At 40.7% G+C, this 16398-nt stretch carries 14 protein-coding genes; 6 read left to right on the top strand and 8 right to left on the bottom strand.

The annotated features are described in order from the left end of the window. Nucleotides 1-36: 36 nt before the first annotated feature. Nucleotides 37-2496, bottom strand: a complete 2460-nt coding sequence (gene lon, locus ACTHRE_RS01850; RefSeq protein ID WP_314765951.1) for an endopeptidase La — start codon at nt 2494-2496, stop codon at nt 37-39. A 213-nt stretch (nt 2497-2709) separates the two neighbouring features. Here lon and ACTHRE_RS01845 point away from each other — a divergent pair, with 213 nt between their 5' ends. The 6 genes from ACTHRE_RS01845 to ACTHRE_RS01820 all read left to right on the top strand — a co-directional run bounded on the left by ACTHRE_RS01845 (nt 2710) and on the right by ACTHRE_RS01820 (nt 8587). Further along, nucleotides 2710-2985, top strand: coding sequence for an HP0495 family protein (locus ACTHRE_RS01845; protein ID WP_254323680.1), 276 nt, complete (start codon nt 2710-2712; stop codon nt 2983-2985). Continuing rightward, nucleotides 2985-3587: a lipoyl(octanoyl) transferase LipB gene (lipB, locus tag ACTHRE_RS01840; RefSeq protein ID WP_049352317.1), complete on the top strand. Its 603-nt coding sequence runs from the start codon at nt 2985-2987 to the stop codon at nt 3585-3587. Before ACTHRE_RS01845 ends, lipB begins: the two co-directional genes overlap by 1 nt. Nucleotides 3588-3715: 128 nt before the next feature. Further along, nucleotides 3716-4684, top strand: a complete 969-nt coding sequence (lipA, locus tag ACTHRE_RS01835; protein WP_440344757.1) for a lipoyl synthase — start codon at nt 3716-3718, stop codon at nt 4682-4684. A gap of 62 nt (nt 4685-4746) precedes the next feature. Further along, nucleotides 4747-6489 carry a hypothetical protein gene (locus tag ACTHRE_RS01830; RefSeq protein ID WP_107857087.1) on the top strand — a complete coding sequence of 581 codons (1743 nt, stop codon included), beginning with the start codon at nt 4747-4749 and terminating at the stop codon, nt 6487-6489. Between the two features lie 221 nt (nt 6490-6710). Next, nucleotides 6711-7835: a GmrSD restriction endonuclease domain-containing protein gene (locus tag ACTHRE_RS01825; RefSeq protein WP_107857088.1), complete on the top strand. Its 1125-nt coding sequence runs from the start codon at nt 6711-6713 to the stop codon at nt 7833-7835. Further along, complete coding sequence (locus ACTHRE_RS01820; protein ID WP_070765485.1) at nt 7832-8587, top strand: MAE_28990/MAE_18760 family HEPN-like nuclease; 756 nt, start codon at nt 7832-7834, stop codon at nt 8585-8587. The genes ACTHRE_RS01825 and ACTHRE_RS01820 overlap by 4 nt, the downstream gene beginning before the upstream one ends. On the opposite strand, the gene ACTHRE_RS01815 is transcribed toward ACTHRE_RS01820, so the two are convergent. The 7 genes from ACTHRE_RS01815 to ACTHRE_RS01785 form a co-directional block, all read right to left on the bottom strand. After that, nucleotides 8571-9593, bottom strand: coding sequence for a DNA cytosine methyltransferase (locus ACTHRE_RS01815; RefSeq protein ID WP_012221661.1), 1023 nt, complete (start codon nt 9591-9593; stop codon nt 8571-8573). The genes ACTHRE_RS01820 and ACTHRE_RS01815 overlap by 17 nt on opposite strands. 60 nt (nt 9594-9653) lie before the next feature. After that, nucleotides 9654-10679 carry a TniQ family protein gene (locus ACTHRE_RS01810; RefSeq protein ID WP_440344758.1) on the bottom strand — a complete coding sequence of 342 codons (1026 nt, stop codon included), beginning with the start codon at nt 10677-10679 and terminating at the stop codon, nt 9654-9656. Beyond that, the gene (locus ACTHRE_RS01805; RefSeq protein WP_440344759.1) at nt 10676-11569 is read right to left on the bottom strand and encodes a TniB family NTP-binding protein; all 894 of its coding nucleotides are present in this window, start codon (nt 11567-11569) and stop codon (nt 10676-10678) included. The genes ACTHRE_RS01810 and ACTHRE_RS01805 overlap by 4 nt, the downstream gene beginning before the upstream one ends. Next, complete coding sequence (locus tag ACTHRE_RS01800) at nt 11566-13428, bottom strand: Mu transposase C-terminal domain-containing protein (protein WP_107857089.1); 1863 nt, start codon at nt 13426-13428, stop codon at nt 11566-11568. The genes ACTHRE_RS01805 and ACTHRE_RS01800 overlap by 4 nt, the downstream gene beginning before the upstream one ends. Beyond that, nucleotides 13425-14072 (bottom strand): heteromeric transposase endonuclease subunit TnsA, encoded by a 648-nt coding sequence (locus ACTHRE_RS01795; RefSeq protein WP_070765480.1) that lies wholly within the window; start codon nt 14070-14072, stop codon nt 13425-13427. The genes ACTHRE_RS01800 and ACTHRE_RS01795 overlap by 4 nt, the downstream gene beginning before the upstream one ends. 460 nt (nt 14073-14532) lie before the next feature. Next, nucleotides 14533-15534: a porphobilinogen synthase gene (gene hemB / locus ACTHRE_RS01790; RefSeq protein WP_440344760.1), complete on the bottom strand. Its 1002-nt coding sequence runs from the start codon at nt 15532-15534 to the stop codon at nt 14533-14535. Between the two features lie 32 nt (nt 15535-15566). After that, complete coding sequence (locus ACTHRE_RS01785; protein WP_070608363.1) at nt 15567-16277, bottom strand: DUF6973 domain-containing protein; 711 nt, start codon at nt 16275-16277, stop codon at nt 15567-15569. Between the last annotated feature and the right edge of the window lie 121 nt (nt 16278-16398).

Genomic DNA, 16398 nt, shown 5'->3' with positions numbered 1-16398 from the left:
GCAAAACCACATTTTTTGCAACATCAGACGGCCAACTTAATGCTTGGTTGCTTTTGTTCTTGACTTCGTCTTAGAAGTTTGCGGAGTTTCGTCAACCGCCAATTCAGCCGCCCATTGCTCAGGCTGAGCTTCTAAGCCCAAAGCCAACACTTCATCAATCCATTTGACCGGATGAATGGTCAGACCGGTTTTGACATTTTCAGGGATTTCTTCCAAATCTTTGACGTTGTCTTTTGGAATCAATACATGCTTGATACCGCCGCGCAAAGCAGCCAGCAGTTTTTCTTTCAAACCTCCGATCGGCAACACTTCGCCACGCAAAGTGATTTCGCCGGTCATAGCTACATCAGCACGCACTGGAATTTTGGTGAAGGCAGAAACCATCGCCAAAGTCATGGCGATACCTGCGCTCGGACCATCTTTTGGCGTCGCCCCTTCAGGCACATGGACGTGAATGTCTTTCTTCTCATAAAAATCAGGAGCCAGACCCACTGATTCAGCACGAGAACGGACAACCGACCATGCAGCCGATACCGATTCTTTCATGACATCGCCCAGTTGGCCGGTACATTGAATCGTACCTTTGCCCGGCAAAGCTACTGCCTCAACAGTCAACAACTCGCCACCGACTTCGGTCCAAGCCAGACCGGTTACCTGACCGATGCGGTTCTCGCTTTCGGCCACACCATAGTCGAAACGGCGCACGCCCAGATAGTCATGCAGATTTTTTTCAGTAACTTTAATCGCTTTAGGTTTAGCCTTGCTTACTGTTTTGGATTTGGACGCTTTTTTCTTGTCCTCACTCAAGGTAACCTGCATGACCACTTTGCGGCAAATTTTGGCAATTTCACGATCCAACGAGCGAACACCGGCCTCGCGGGTGTAGTAACGGATAATATCGCGCACCGCACTTTCATCAACCACCAACTCGCCCTCTTTCACACCATTGCGCTTCATTTGTTTCGGCACAAGGTATTGCATGGCGATATTGATTTTTTCGTCTTCCGTATAACCGGACAGACGGATGATTTCCATACGGTCAAGCAGCGGAGTCGGGATATTCAAGCTGTTTGAAGTGGCAATAAACATCACATCGCTCAAATCATAATCGACTTCGGCATAGTGGTCGGCAAACTTGTTGTTTTGCTCAGGATCAAGCACCTCAAGCAATGCACTGGCCGGATCACCGCGGAAATCGCTGCCCATCTTGTCGATTTCATCCAGTAGGAACAATGGGTTTTTCACACCCGCTTTCGCCATGTTTTGCAGGATTTTGCCCGGCATAGAGCCGATATAGGTACGGCGGTGGCCGCGGATTTCGCTTTCATCACGCACGCCGCCCAAGGCCATACGCACATATTGACGGCCTGTGGCTTTGGCAATCGATTCACCCAAGGAAGTTTTACCCACCCCCGGAGGACCAACCAGACACAAAATCGGGCCTTTGAGCTTGTCCATACGTTTTTGAACGGCCAAATATTCCAAAATGCGCTCTTTGACTTTTTCCAAACCATAGTGGTCGGCATTCAAAATTAAATCAGCTTTGGCAATATCTTTGCTGACACGGGATTTTTTCTTCCACGGCAACTCAAGCAAAGTATCGATATAGTTGCGCACGACAGTAGATTCCGCAGACATCGGCGGCATCATTTTCAGTTTTTTCAATTCAGACAGACATTTTTCTTCAGCCTCTTTGCTCATGCCTGCTTCTTTGATTTTGTTTTCCAGCGCATCCAGCTCGTCGCGCTCGTCTTCTTCGCCCAATTCTTTCTGAATCGCTTTTACTTGCTCATTCAAGTAATACTCGCGTTGGGATTTTTCCATTTGACGTTTCACGCGGCCACGGATGCGTTTCTCAACCTGCATGATGTCGAGTTCGGCTTCCAACTGCGCCAGTAGAAATTCCAAACGGTCAACAATGCCGGCAGTCTCCAGTACATATTGACGCTGCTCCAATTTCAGCTGCAAATGCGCGGCAATAGTATCGGCAAGACGGCTGTTGTCATCGATACTGCTGATGGTGCTGATGACTTCGGCAGGGATTTTTTTGTTCAACTTCGCATATTGCTCAAATTGAGTCAGCAGAGTACGGCGCAAGGCCTCAATTTCAGGATTGTCCTTGTCGCTATTCTCATCAATCGCCTCAACATGAGACAAAAACAATCCGCCTGTTTCATCAACCGTCAACGCGCGCGCACGACGGATACCTTCTACCAATACTTTAACGGTACCGTCAGGCAGCTTCAAAACCTGCAAAACTTGGGCAACCGTACCGGTCTGGTGCAAGTCTTCAGCTTTAGGGTCTTCTGTATTAGGGTCAAGCTGGGCCAACAGGAAAACCGGATCATCATTGGCCATTGCCGCCTCAAGGGCCGCAATCGATTTAGGACGACCGACGAACAGCGGCAATACCATATGCGGATACACCACGACATCGCGTAAAGGCAAGGTAGCCAGCGCACTGTATTCCTCGAAATATTTGTCTTTTGTCGGCATAGTTAATAATCTCAATCATTGTTAAATCAGAATGTAGCTCAAAATTGGGCTGAAGCGCTCCATTTCAAGACTTGAAAACAGCTTATCCGCACCTATTTTCGAAAACATCATTTTTAATAGCCCGATATGGACGTTTACGATAAAATATATCGGATTTCGGGCCGTCTGAAAACTTTTCAGACGGCCCTGGCTAACCAAACAAGGTAGTAAACCATGACAGACTCAACCGAAAAAAAATCATTAATTGAATTCCCTTGCACCTTTCCTGTAAAAGTCATGGGCGTGGTTCATCCGGAATTTGAATCCGCCATCTTGGAAACCGTGCGCAAACACGCTCCCGATACCGAGCCGCACCACATTACTACGCGCCCAAGCAGCAAAGGCAACTATACCGGCGCAACCGTCAAAGTAAATGTCGACAATCAAGAGCAGCTCGACAATATCTACCGCGACCTGACTTCACACGAATTGGTAAAAGTGGTGCTGTAATGAAAATCGTGCACAAAGGCTTGGTCGATTACCTGCCGACTTTCGAAGCCATGAAGGCATTTAATGCCTCGCGTGACGAAAACACCGAAGACGAATTATGGGTGGTCGAACATCCGCCCGTATTCACCCAAGGCTTGGCCGGTAAGCCCGAACACCTCCTCATTCGCGACGATATACCCGTTGTCCAAATTGACAGAGGCGGTCAAATTACCTACCACGGTCCCGGTCAATTGGTCGTCTATACGATGATCAATTTCAAACGCCGTAAAACCAGCGTCCGCCATATCGTTTCCGCACTTGAAAACAGCATCATCGCCACCTTGGCAGAATACGGCATCGAAGCAGCCGCCGACCCAAAACGTCCTGGCGTTTACGTCGGCGAGCGTAAAATCGCTTCCCTAGGCCTGCGTATTAAAGACGGCTCCGTTTACCACGGCTTGGCGCTTAACGTGAACATGGATTTAAGCCCGTTTACCCACATCAACCCCTGCGGTTATGCCGGGATGGAAATGACCCAAATTGCCGACTATGTTTCTCCGGCACCCAGTTTGGCAGAAGTTTCAGACAAACTGACCAAGCATTTACAAAAAGAGCTGGCATAAGGCCGTCTGAAATATTCGACCCAAACGCCATCTTTTAACTGCCCCTCTGAATCAACAAACCCTTAGGCCATAAAGGCCGCAATCAGCTTTTCAGACGGCCTTCATAACGACAGAAAGAACACATCACCATGAGTGAAGAAGTAAAACACGACCCCAAACGCGGCATCAAACTGAAAGGCGCAGACAAAACTGCACGTATTCCGATTAAAGTTGTTCCATTGGAACAAAAATTGAAAAAGCCCGAATGGATCCGCGCCAAATTACCGGGCAAGAAATTCTTTGAAATCAAAAATATTCTTCGTGAACAAAAAATGCATACCGTGTGCGAAGAAGCATCTTGTCCAAATATCAGCGAATGCTTTACCAAGGGTACGGCCACATTCATGATCATGGGCGATATTTGTACCCGCCGCTGCCCGTTCTGCGACGTTGGTCATGGCCGCCCCAATATGTTGGATCCTGATGAGCCTAAACACTTGGCCGAATCCGTCAAGTCCATGAACCTGCGCTATGTCGTAATCACTTCCGTCGACCGTGACGACCTGCGTGATGGCGGCGCCCAACACTTCGCCGACTGCATCAAAGCCATCCGCGAAACCAGCCCGAATACCAAAATCGAAATCCTTGTTCCCGATTTCCGCGGCCGTCTGGACATCGCATTGGAAATCTTGGCAGAAACACCGCCCGACGTGATGAACCACAACTTGGAAACCCATCCAAGCCTGTATAAAAAAGCCCGTCCGGGTGCCAACTACCAACACTCCCTCGAGCTTCTGCGCCGCTACAAAGAAATGATGCCACATATCCCGACCAAATCCGGCATCATGGTCGGCTTGGGCGAAACAGACGAGGACGTGCGCGAAATCATGCGCGATATGCGTGCCAACAATATCGAGATGATTACCATCGGCCAATATCTGCAACCTTCAGACGGCCACTTGCCAGTCTTGCGCTATGTAACGCCCGACCAATTCAAAGTTTTTGAAAAAGAAGCATACGAATTGGGCTTTACCAATGCCGCCATCGGCGCAATGGTTCGCTCCAGCTACCACGCAGACGAGCAAGCAGCCGAAGCTTTACGTGAATGTGAATTCTGACGCTATTTGAGACTGAACTACGCTATTTGCGACTTTATAACGCTAAGTTCGACTGGGCAAATATGGATCAACAACCAGTTATTGAAATTGCCGAATTCCCACATGATAATAAATTGTGGCGAATTGATGGGTTAGGGAAGATTTTTTCCCAATTGAAAAATAACAATAACCTGTTTATTGAAGTCTATTTACGCCCAGTTAACTTTCACGATAATTCTGTATATAACTTTGCTAGATTTGATAGCTCTGGTAGAGAAATTCCAGAATATAATCAATTGAAAAAGATTCCTGTTAATATAGGCTTGCTTCCTATTTTAAGAGTGGGATCTCTTTGGATAAAAGGAAAACTTCAAAACAATAATGCAGTTACAGATATAGCCACTCTTAAAAATATTGAAATAAATGCAAATACAGTAGAAATAATTAATAGCAATTACAAAATAAAATATTTAGATTCAAGCAGAAGAGAACAAGAGTGCAAACTATTGTTGCAGAAAAATTTTGCAACAGATGCAAAAGTACCTTTTTCTTGCTTCAAAATTCAAAATGAGAATTACAAATATGGAATAATTATTCCAGTAATAGAAATTATCCGTTTTTATTATGCCTGTTCAACTAGACTAGCTCATTTAACATTTTCTAATCCAGAAGAAATTACAAAAATTTCATATGCGATAGATAATGAAACAGATAAGGTAGTCATTAAATTACCACAACAATATACAGATCAAGAGGCCTTTATTTTAGCAAGAATATTGACTTCAGATATTGCATTGTCTGGATTCTTTCAGATTAAAAACTCCCTAATAAAAATAGGAGTTAACGAACAACCAACTACATTATTATCTACCAATTTCCCATTTATTAATCCAACCAATTTAATGGTTCGCGGTATTAAAATTGTTGATAGATTCTTAGTTACGGAGATTTGTTCTTGTTCGGCTCCTTTTCCCGATATTTCTGTTGATAGGAGTAATGACAATCGAAAGGGAGATAAAAAAACAGATATACCTGATGATAAAAAGAAAGAGTATCGAAGAGAGGGGCGAACTCCCAGTCTCAAGGGAAATTCTATTATTCAAAATCAATATGAATCAGTCAATTGCGTATCAACATTACAATTTAACTTAAACATAAATTGCTTTTCAGATTTAATCGGTAAAAAGATTGAAAAACCCAAAAAGCCCTTTAATGAATACAAAGCACAGAAACTTGCCATAAATGAAAAAATTAATGTAACTAGCTTAGGAGTGGATTTAGGTACATGGAGCCAAACTACAATTGCACCTGCGTCCATTAGCACTTTTAATACCCAATCTGAAAAACAAAATAGGGCTGCCTTAGCTGCGACTTTTGATAATTCCGTACGGGCTATCGAACATTTGAATGAAGAATATTCAGATATTAAGGCAACTATCTACATGTCTAGCTCTCCAGCTTGTGAGTTTGTTCCATTAACTGACTCAGCCCATAAAGCCCAATGGTCGTATCTTGTTTCCAAAACCAAAACAAGGCGTAAGGTATTATTAGGAAAAATTGAGTACAAAGATAAAACATTTTGGTTGATTGAAATTCAAGCTCGAAAAAGTGAACATTTTGTTACGGCGATTATTTATTTTCAGGCAATTGACGAGACAAAGTATCTGACTCAATTATTATATGTCTTAGCAAAACAGCGAGGAATTTGGGATAAAGTTCCAAAAAACTCCAGTTTACAAATTAATACTCTAAAGCATACACATAAAGATATCAAAAACTACGCTCAAAAAATACACAAAAAAATATTAAATTTTATTTTAAAATAAATTAGTCAGTAATTTATAAATTACCAACTCTCTTATTGATAAGGCTGAGGGTATCGTAACTACTATATAGGGGTAATTATTACCATCTGCATTACCATCTGCTAACATAAATGTTAAGTAAATTCTAAAGACACAAAAGAAAAGGGTTCTTTTGATATTTCAAGGTTATGGTTTTTAATCTAAGACATAATATTAACAATTTCTATTTTTAGGTATTCAAAATGAAAAATCGAGATACTCCGCATAAAAAATTTATTAACCCTACAGGATATAGTCTATTTGCAGAAGAAGAACAACATGATTTTGAATTAATGATTGAAAATCAGATAAAAGAACATGAAAAAGAAATTGATTACTATGTAACTGATTACCCAATAGAAACACTAGTTGCCAAATTAGATCGGCAAGAATTGTTTATTCCAGGCTACCAGAGAAAAAACATTTGGGAAAAACATCGTAAAAGTAGGTTCATTGAGTCTGTTTTAATTGGCCTACCCATCCCATTTTTATTTTTTTGGCAGGATCCTTCAACTGGAAATATGGAAGTGGTAGATGGTGCACAACGACTAACAGCATTGTCTGAATTTATTCATGGTAATTTAAAATTATCCGATTTGGAAAAGCTTATTTATCTTAACGGCCAAACTTATCACCAACTCCTAGAAAGTCGTCAAAAGATTTTCAAAAATAAACCTATCCGAGGCGTAGTACTTAGTAATAAAACAGACAAAGAAGCTCGACTTGACTTATTTGAACGTCTTAATACAGGTAGCAAAAATGCTACACCTGCAGAAATTCGTCGAGGTCTGCTTCAAGGAGCATTTTACGATATGGTTGAGACTTTATCTGAAGATAAAACATTTAATGAATTAGCAAAAATTAGCAAGAATATGCAGGATATGGGGGAGCGAGAAGAATTCATTACTCGCTTTTTTGCCTATGGTGAGTATTTAGACCATTATTCTGCTAATGTTCGTAAATTTATCTTTGATTATACAGAAATCATGAATGAAGAATTTGCTAAAAATCCAAACATGCGTGCGACTTACGAACAAAAATTCCATGAAATTATGGCTTTTTTCAAAGAAAAATATCCAATTGGTTTTAAAAGAGATGGAAAGGGTCAGTCTTCTCGTACTCGTTTCGAAGGCATGGCTGTTTCAGCTTATCTCGCTGAAAAGGAAAATCCAGGCATTTTAGCTCAAGTTACCCCAAAGGAGTGCGTTGATATTTTTGACAGTAAAGAATTCATTGAAGTAACTGGTAGTGATGGTGCAAATGCCACTAAAAAGCTACATGCTAGATTATTTTTTGCTAAAAATGCCTTTAAACGGAATCATCCATGAACTCAGTAAAATCTATGATGGAAAGTCGTGAAGAGGAAATAAACCTATATATGGATCTGCTAAAGTATATCCATGATAGTACTCAACATGGTTTACCAGCTTTACAAAATAGAAATGGTGTTGAATATCAATTGGAAAATACTCATCTCCATATCCTTACCGCTAGTATCTATATGTTACTATATAACTACATTGAGGCTGTTGTTACCCAAAGCCTAAATACTTTAATTTGCTATATTCAAAATGAAAGGATGCCTATTACCCAATTTTCAGAACCCATCCAAAAAGAATGGCTAATAGGAGGGTTAAACCTTAATGATGCAAAAGCTAGTGTAGAAACACGATTAGGTAATGGACTCAAAATGCTTAAACATTTCGGTGATACACAAAAAATAGATATTAAAATTTCTAAAGGAGGAGGGGGAAATTTTAATGATGACGAAATATTTAAGCTTGCAAAGAAACTTCAAGTTAATATGTGTATCGATGACGAAACTCACCGCCAATTACGGCAAGCAGGAAATATTACCTATGAAAGTACGCGCAAATTTCAAGATACTTGTATGAAAGAAATAACCCGTGAACGAAATAAACTTGCTCATGGAGAAATCACCTTTCAAGAATGTGGTAGAAACCGAACAATATCTGATTTAATGGCAATAAAAGCCACTACTTTCCGCTATATGCATTTATTTACTGATGCATTTACTGAATATCTAATGCAGAAGAAATATCTCAAACCAACAGTTTAAAACTATTTCCGATTGCCTCACCTAGCAATACAGGAACAGCATTACCAATCATTCGACTAATTTGGCGAATTGGAGTATCAGTTTCTTGAGTGAACTGGTAATCTAGAGGAAAACTTTGGAATAAGGCTGCCTCCCTTAAAGAAATTGCACGGTCTTGTTCCGGATGCCCAAAGCGTCCATTGCCGAAGCCAATACATAAAGTTGTCATTGTTGGGGCGGGCTTGTCCCATTCCATACGACCATAAATTCGTTTATAAGACTGTCCTTTTTTTTTGCGATGACATGCGGCTCGTAAATCTTCTGGCCAATCCATCCATGTTCCTCCTGGACGAGAAGCACGAATCCGTTCTAGATTACGAGCTGACATTGATGAACACCGATGTAATACATCTATAGTATCTTGTTTGCCTGCTGCCAGTGGCGGCAAGTGTCCAATAGCCTGACGAACTGTTACATGGCAATTTGAATGCGTTGGAGGAACCATCTGAATATTACCGATACGTGATGCAAGTAATACGTGTCTACGTCGTGATTGAGGGACTCCATAATCTGCACATAATACTTTTTCAGCCCAAACTTGGTATCCCTGTTGTTTTAAATTATTTACAAAATCTTGGTATACCTCATGTTTTACAACATCTGGCACATTCTCCATAGTCACAAGCTCTGGTTGCACTTCATGAATCAAGCGAGAAAAAGCGTATAGTAATGGCCATTTTTTGTCATTACGAACATCACGACCTTGATTGTAAGTAGAAAATGGCTGACAAGGAGCACAACCAGCTAATAATCTAACTGCATCTTTTGAATAGTGCGCCTGAATCTGATCTCCAGTAACTGTTTCCACATCTTGTAATATAAATTTTGCACCTTTATTGTTATACTCGTACGCATATGCACAAGCTGCATCAATATCATATCCAGCTTTCACTTTAATTCCTGCTCGAAGTAAACCTGCTGTCAACCCACCTGCTCCACAAAATAAATCTACTGCTTCAATTTTCATTTTTCAACTCGTATTTTTGATATAAGGATTATATCCTTAACTTTGATTGGAGTCGAGCTTTTAATAGTATATAAGCTCTGAATAGTACAGTTCCTTATGAACGTTTCTATTCATTTTTAAAATTATTTCCTGAAAACTTTGGGGGCAATCATTAAAATCCTTCAATAAATGGTTATAACGGACGGCTTTATCTTGCCATGCTTTAAATAGATTTTTTGGATAATTTTGTATTAACCACAAACAAGCATGAATAGTACTGTGTCGTTCCGCCAAACTGCGACTTTCCCAACTCAGTCGACGAGAACGTTCTAATTGAACTGGAATCTGATGTATTTGCTTGCACAAATAAGAGTACAAATCCGGTGCAAGCTTCTTTGATGTAGTAATCGCCAAAAAGTGATGCAGAATTTTTAGTTGTTCTTTTTCAGATTGGTTAAAAAGATAATCAAGATTAGCAATTTGGTTTAACCAATTTTGCCATTGCAGCCTGATTTCATCATTAAAGAAAATAACATTCTCACTAGGACTGTTGCTCAAGTCATATTGACAATTCCAACAATATTTCAACTCTGTAAAGCGCTGCAAATTAGGTTTACCTAAATCTTGTCGGTGAAAAGCAATATATATGCCACATTTAGGACAGCAATCATGCATCATGATTTGATGTATTGGACAAAATGTATATAGGGCTATGCGCCATGATTTTCGGAAATATGTTTCATGGTCAGTAGCTAGACATAGCGGGCAATAAACAATAGCATTATTATCGCGTTTACGGTGATTGGCTTTAAGGCTGTTTATCCACGTCAATTGTCCTGAAAAATTGTTTTTGTCAAATAATCGACCTTGTAGGCTATCTAATGTGGTTGTTTTGATTCGAATGGTTGAACAGCCTGTTTTTTCAGCCAATGTATTGACCAACCAGTCAGGAGTATGGCGATCTATATCCCTATTCCATATCTCATAATTAGGAAATAGCAAATGACAGAAGGTTTGTACTTTCAACCCGTTTGCATGTGCTAAGCGAACCAACCATGATGTAAACAATTCATCAGGATAAGGTTTCGGATGAGCGGGTAAAATCATCTGAGTTTATCCAATTGACGTTTACGTTGGCTTGGACTAATCCAGTTGATTGAATTTAAGATTGTTTCGTTAATACATTCAGTTTGTTGTTGAATGGCGGCTACAGCAGCTTGTGTCAGCAAACGAGAAAGCTCTCCAATATATCCTTCACTCATGCCATATAACTTTGTAGCCAACGAAATTTTATGTAAATCCGACGGCTGACTAAGCGGCAGCATCCGTTCAAAGCTCATCAATAAACGCATAAAATCCTTATTTAATTCCCAACGAGGAAGCACCGCAGGTTCAAAACGGTTGGCCAACTGTGCATCAGTTTGAATGGCTCGATATGCGTCTTTAATACCTACACCTACAATCGGAATTTGTAATTCATTTCCTAAGTATTTAATTACATTTAAAAACGTTTTCTGCTTATTCAAACTACCGGAAAGGATATGGTGGATTTCATCAATAATCAACATTTTAGTATTAACGTATTTGAGCAAATGAAGCACTTGGGCAAGTTTTTTATCTGTCCTGTCATGAGTTTTATAGGGGGCAAACAGTAAATCTAAAATAGCATTGTAAAAACGGCTTTCATCAGGTATAGGTGGTGCTTGAATAATCACTACTGGTGCGATAATACCATTTCCATGTGGATTATCATGGGCTGGATGTTGCCGCAAAAAATGTTTAATCAACATGGTTTTACCGTTATTAGTATCACCAACCAACAACATATTAGGCATACGGTTTTGTTTCGGGAAACTTAGCAAATCTTCCAGTTTTACCAAAACCTGTTGAGCCTGCGGATAACCTATCCAACGCGGGGAACGTATGTATTCGATGCGCTCAATATCACTATACTTTAGTTGTTCTTCTGCTTTGGGAGAAAGGTGAGGATAGTTCATGATAAATCGTCCAAATCATCAAAAGGTTGAATATCATCAAACATATTTTCCTCATTTTCAGACAATATAATATTCCTCGAATCAATTTGAGGCATAGGTAAAGATGCTCGAGTACGTTGATCTAATTGGCGACGTTGTTGAGCGCGACGGATAGCTTTAGTCTTACCTTGAGCTTGCTTTTCCAATTCTCGCATTCGTCCGTATGCTGCGAAAATCATGTTCTCATCAATATTCTGTTTCTGCTCATTTTTTAATTGTCTCTGAATCTCTCGTAGCTCCCAAATGCTGATAACCGGATTCGAACTGTTCCGATAAGGTATTGGAAAATACATCAATAAATCTGGGTCATAAAACCAAATCACGCTTAAATCACGTGGATCTATGCGAAAAATGAACTGGCGAGCCTGTCTAGGATTAGTTGGATTAGTTGCTGCAATCCACGGTCGTAAAACGTCATGCCAATAAGTGATTTTATGGATAACTACCCCATATTGCTGCACCGTTCGCATTTCAAACGGCATAAAGGTCAAGCGCAATAGTGTCTCATCAACCACTTTATCAGGTAATCCTGTTCCTAAAGAAACATCATCTCCTAATACACCTGATTTCCATTTGGCTAACGGTGAGATTCCCAATCCAGAATGAGTACGCTGATGATAAACATCACAAATAAATAGTGTTAACCACGTTTCAAATTCAGTTAGCGTTAATGCCGCCTTACTTTCGGAAGCATAATCTTTTCTTTGTTGTGTATTTGCAAAAGTAGTACCAGTTAAACCGTGGACTTCATCCAAAATCGTACCCAGTAAACGCTCAATGTGTCCTCCGAAATGAGGACGTGCCACAGGCCTCCACTCAATTTCAATACCGTATTGTTTACACGCCTTTTCCAGCACTTTGCCACGGAATTCTTTTGCATTATCCAAATGAATTTTGCGTGGCAAACCCCACACAGGCCACCGCCCTTTCACTCCATGTTTTGCCAACCAGCTTTCCTTAGACAAAATACTATGTGCTAAACACAAACCTGTAGATAATGCACTTGGTGGATCGAATGACACATAAAATCCCGTAACTATTCGACTGAACACATCAATCGCCAGCGTAATCCACGGCCTACCAATAGGCTTACGATATATATCGTCAACTAAAATAATGTCTAACTTTGTATGATCTATTTGTACCACTGAAAGCGGATAATCGGCATTTGGAAAGCTACCTTGTAAAGGAGAAAATTTCATTTCTGCTGCTTTATGGCTTAGCCGTTTAGCAATTTTAATTTGAGGCGCAATATTTTTGATTCGAGAACGAATGGTATTAGCATGAGGAGCTGGTAAATTTTGTTTATGGCAACGCCGTGTAATTTCTCTAATGATTTTCTGTATTGATTTACGTTGTGTGCTTAAATAATCCACTTCCAATACTTGCCTGATAAGCTGTTCTACATCATCAGAAAGCTGTGTTTTACCACTATCACTACGCTGCTTACGTGTTAAAGCAGTCAGAACGCCGCTTTCCTTATAACTTTTTAACCAGCGATAAACCGTACTGATATGTACACCGCATTCGGCAGCTCTCGCTTGAACATCAGATTTACTACGTTTTGGATTTCGGATAAGTGGCTCAATTACATCGAAATGTTGTTGAGCTAATTGCCATTTTTGCTCAGGAATACTATCTAAGTGGGTTAATTCAGCACTCTGGACTGTTGATAGATCCGCTAATTTTGCTTGGTAATCTGCACCGGTTACACTATCGCGTAACTGATATGTTTCTAAATCCAGGACTGCTGTAATTACACAGATTTTGTTTTGAAACAAAACCATTGCACCGACATTCACATTTAAAGTTGCTTTCATTTTTTAAACCATATAGCGGATTGCATAGTGAGTGGTTGATTTAAATCTGCGCCAATTTTTCGTTCTGCAATTAAGTACCACAATACAGGCAATAATTTTGCTTGATTGTATTCATCCTGAAAAGTCTGTTGAATAAGCTGTTTAGGTGTGGATTTTTTCAATTCGCGTAACGATTCATCCAATAAAGTCATATATGCTTCGCTGTATTCGCCAGATAAGCCATTTTGTTGATATGGCAATAAAAAGCGTACATTGCATAAATAATCAGTATGAATCTCTAACTCTGTAATCAGTTTAAAATGCCAACCGTGTAATTTGCAAAAATGTAAGGCAGCCTGAAATTTAGGTTTGAGTTCACACCAGTTTTTACGTAAATCGCTACGATATTTTACTTCGTAAATAATTACATCATTTTGATAATGAACCAAAACATCAGGGGTATAGATATGCTTCTTTCCTGCTGGGTCAAACCACTCAATCGTGATAGGCTGTACTTCGAAATGCTGCACATTAGAATCAAATTCCAGCAGAGTTAAAAAATCACGCTCCAAAGATGACTCATAAGCTGCAATGCCTATAGCTTTGTTATATGGAGCGATACCTGTAATATTTCGATAGTTTTTAGGAATTTTACGGATTGGCATAGTTTTATATGTGTAGTAGAAAAAGGATTAAAAGGAAGACAATCTTATTGAGTTAATGCCCTTTATCAATAACCCAAACTCAATTAGCTTTCTTATAATTTAGTCTCAAATAACAATATTATTTTCAAATCTTAATGCAAAATTTTTGTTTTCAGTCGCAAATAACGTTATTAGAAGTATAAGATTTTGCATATTCTAGTCGCAAACAACGTTGGAATTCACAGTGAAACCCACGGCGGTTGCAGCCACCACTAAGGTTTAAATTATACAAGGCCGTCTGAAAAACAGTTCCCTGATTTTTCAGACGGCCTTTATTTGATCAAAATGACTATACACGATTTTTTAGATTTTAAAAAAATAAACCTTAGTAGCGGCTCCCATTGAGCTAATTTTAAGCAATACAAAAAAGCGGCTAAACAGGATAAACACTGTTTGCCGCTTTTTAATTTATTTCTTTATTTTACTTCTTCAACAATTTTGCCGCTTCAATCGCATAGTAAGTCAAAATGCCATCGGCTCCGGCGCGTTTGAATGCCAACAGGCTTTCCAAAATGGTTTTTTCGCCATCCAGCCAACCGTTTTGAATGGCAGCCTGAAGCATGGCATATTCGCCGGAAACTTGGTAAACATAAGTCGGTACGCCGAACTCGTCTTTAACTCGGCGGACGACATCCAGATACGGCAGACCCGGTTTTACCATTACCATGTCTGCACCCTCTTGAATATCCAATGCTACTTCGTGCAAGGCTTCGTTAGTGTTTGCAGGATCCATTTGGTAGGTTTTCTTGTCTGCCTTACCCAAATTACCGGAACTGCCGACGGCATCGCGGAACGGGCCATAGAACGCTGAAGCATATTTTGCCGAATACGCCATGATACGTGTATGGATATGTCCGGCATCTTCTAAGGCTTCGCGGATGGCAAGGATACGTCCGTCCATCATGTCAGATGGGGCAATGACTTGTGCACCTGCATCAGCATGACACAAAGCCTGTTTTACCAAAACTTCAATGGTTTCATCGTTGAGGACATAGCCATTTTCATCGGTTAAACCGTCTTGGCCGTGAATGGTATAAGGGTCCAAGGCAACGTCGGTCATAATCCCCAGCTCTGGGAATTTCTCGCGCAGGGTTCGCACTACTGTCGGTACCAAGCCTTCCGGGTTATAAGCCTCCTCCGCAAATTCGGTTTTGTTTTGCGTTACCACGGGAAACAAAGCCAGCATAGGAATACCGAGATTCAGTGCTTCTTCAGCGGTAAACAACAATTTATCCAAACTTTGGCGTTTGACGCCGGGCATAGACGGCACTGCCTCTTTCTGGTTCTGACCTTCCAATACAAAAACCGGATAGATTAAATCATCTGCCGTCAAAGTATGCTCGCGCATCAGACGGCGTGAAAAATCGTCTTTACGCATACGGCGCATACGGGTGTTTGAGACATAACGCGGAGGGAAATTCATAACAATTGCCTTTCAATAATGAAGTCTTAAAATCAGTCTTCGACTTGACGTATGGCTTTGACCGAACGTTTGATTTCGCTGAGCGTACCGGTTTTATAACTATTACGTTCCTGCTCGGTCATACCGTTTTGATCCAATTTGGCGATATTTTTCAATGCCTCGGCATATTGGCCGTCTGAAAGTTTTTCCTGTTTGATGCGCCAACGGTTGTTCACTTCGGAAGCCGTCCATAATCCTACTTTGTTGTAGTAGAACAAAATGCTTGCCGCCAGCGTCTTCATATCGCTGTCGGGCTTGGCACTGCCGATACTGCGGCCGATACGGTTGTTACGTTGATCGACTGCCTGGTCGGCAAGGTAACGGCTGAAGTAGTCGTCTTTACCTTCACGCAACTCCATATCCGTCAGGCGCGCATTACCTGCTTTTTCGGCAATAATGCTGTCGAATTTAGAAGCAATTGCCGCCTGCCATAATGCTTGGCGTACGGCATTGACCTGTGTTCCCCTGCTGTCGCCGTTTGCTTTGTCATCCAAACCTGTACGCTCGGCAAAGCGCGTGGCATTACTGGTCATATTGATTAAGCCTTCATCCTCCATACCGATGACTTGGGCGGCCACGGGATGGTTAAGCGCAAATTGTGCCATTTTACTGCGGCGGCTTTGATCTTCCTGATACGATTGGCAACCGGACAATACCAGCATGCCGAGAACGGCGCATTGAATGTGTTTTTTAATATGTTTCATGATGTAACTATCGATATTATTGTGTGAGTTCAACTTATTGTTTAACATAGAAACGCCCGTAAGCGCAAAATAATTCCCATACGGCCAAATCGGCGCATGAATGGCTATTTTATAATAAAAA

It is taken from the genome of Neisseria sp. P0001.S007 (genome assembly GCF_051963655.1).
In the GTDB taxonomy this organism is placed as follows: Bacteria; Pseudomonadota; Gammaproteobacteria; order Burkholderiales; family Neisseriaceae; genus Neisseria; species Neisseria subflava_A.
Note: the sequence above shows the minus strand (reverse complement) of the source record. Positions and strands in the feature narration are given on the sequence as shown.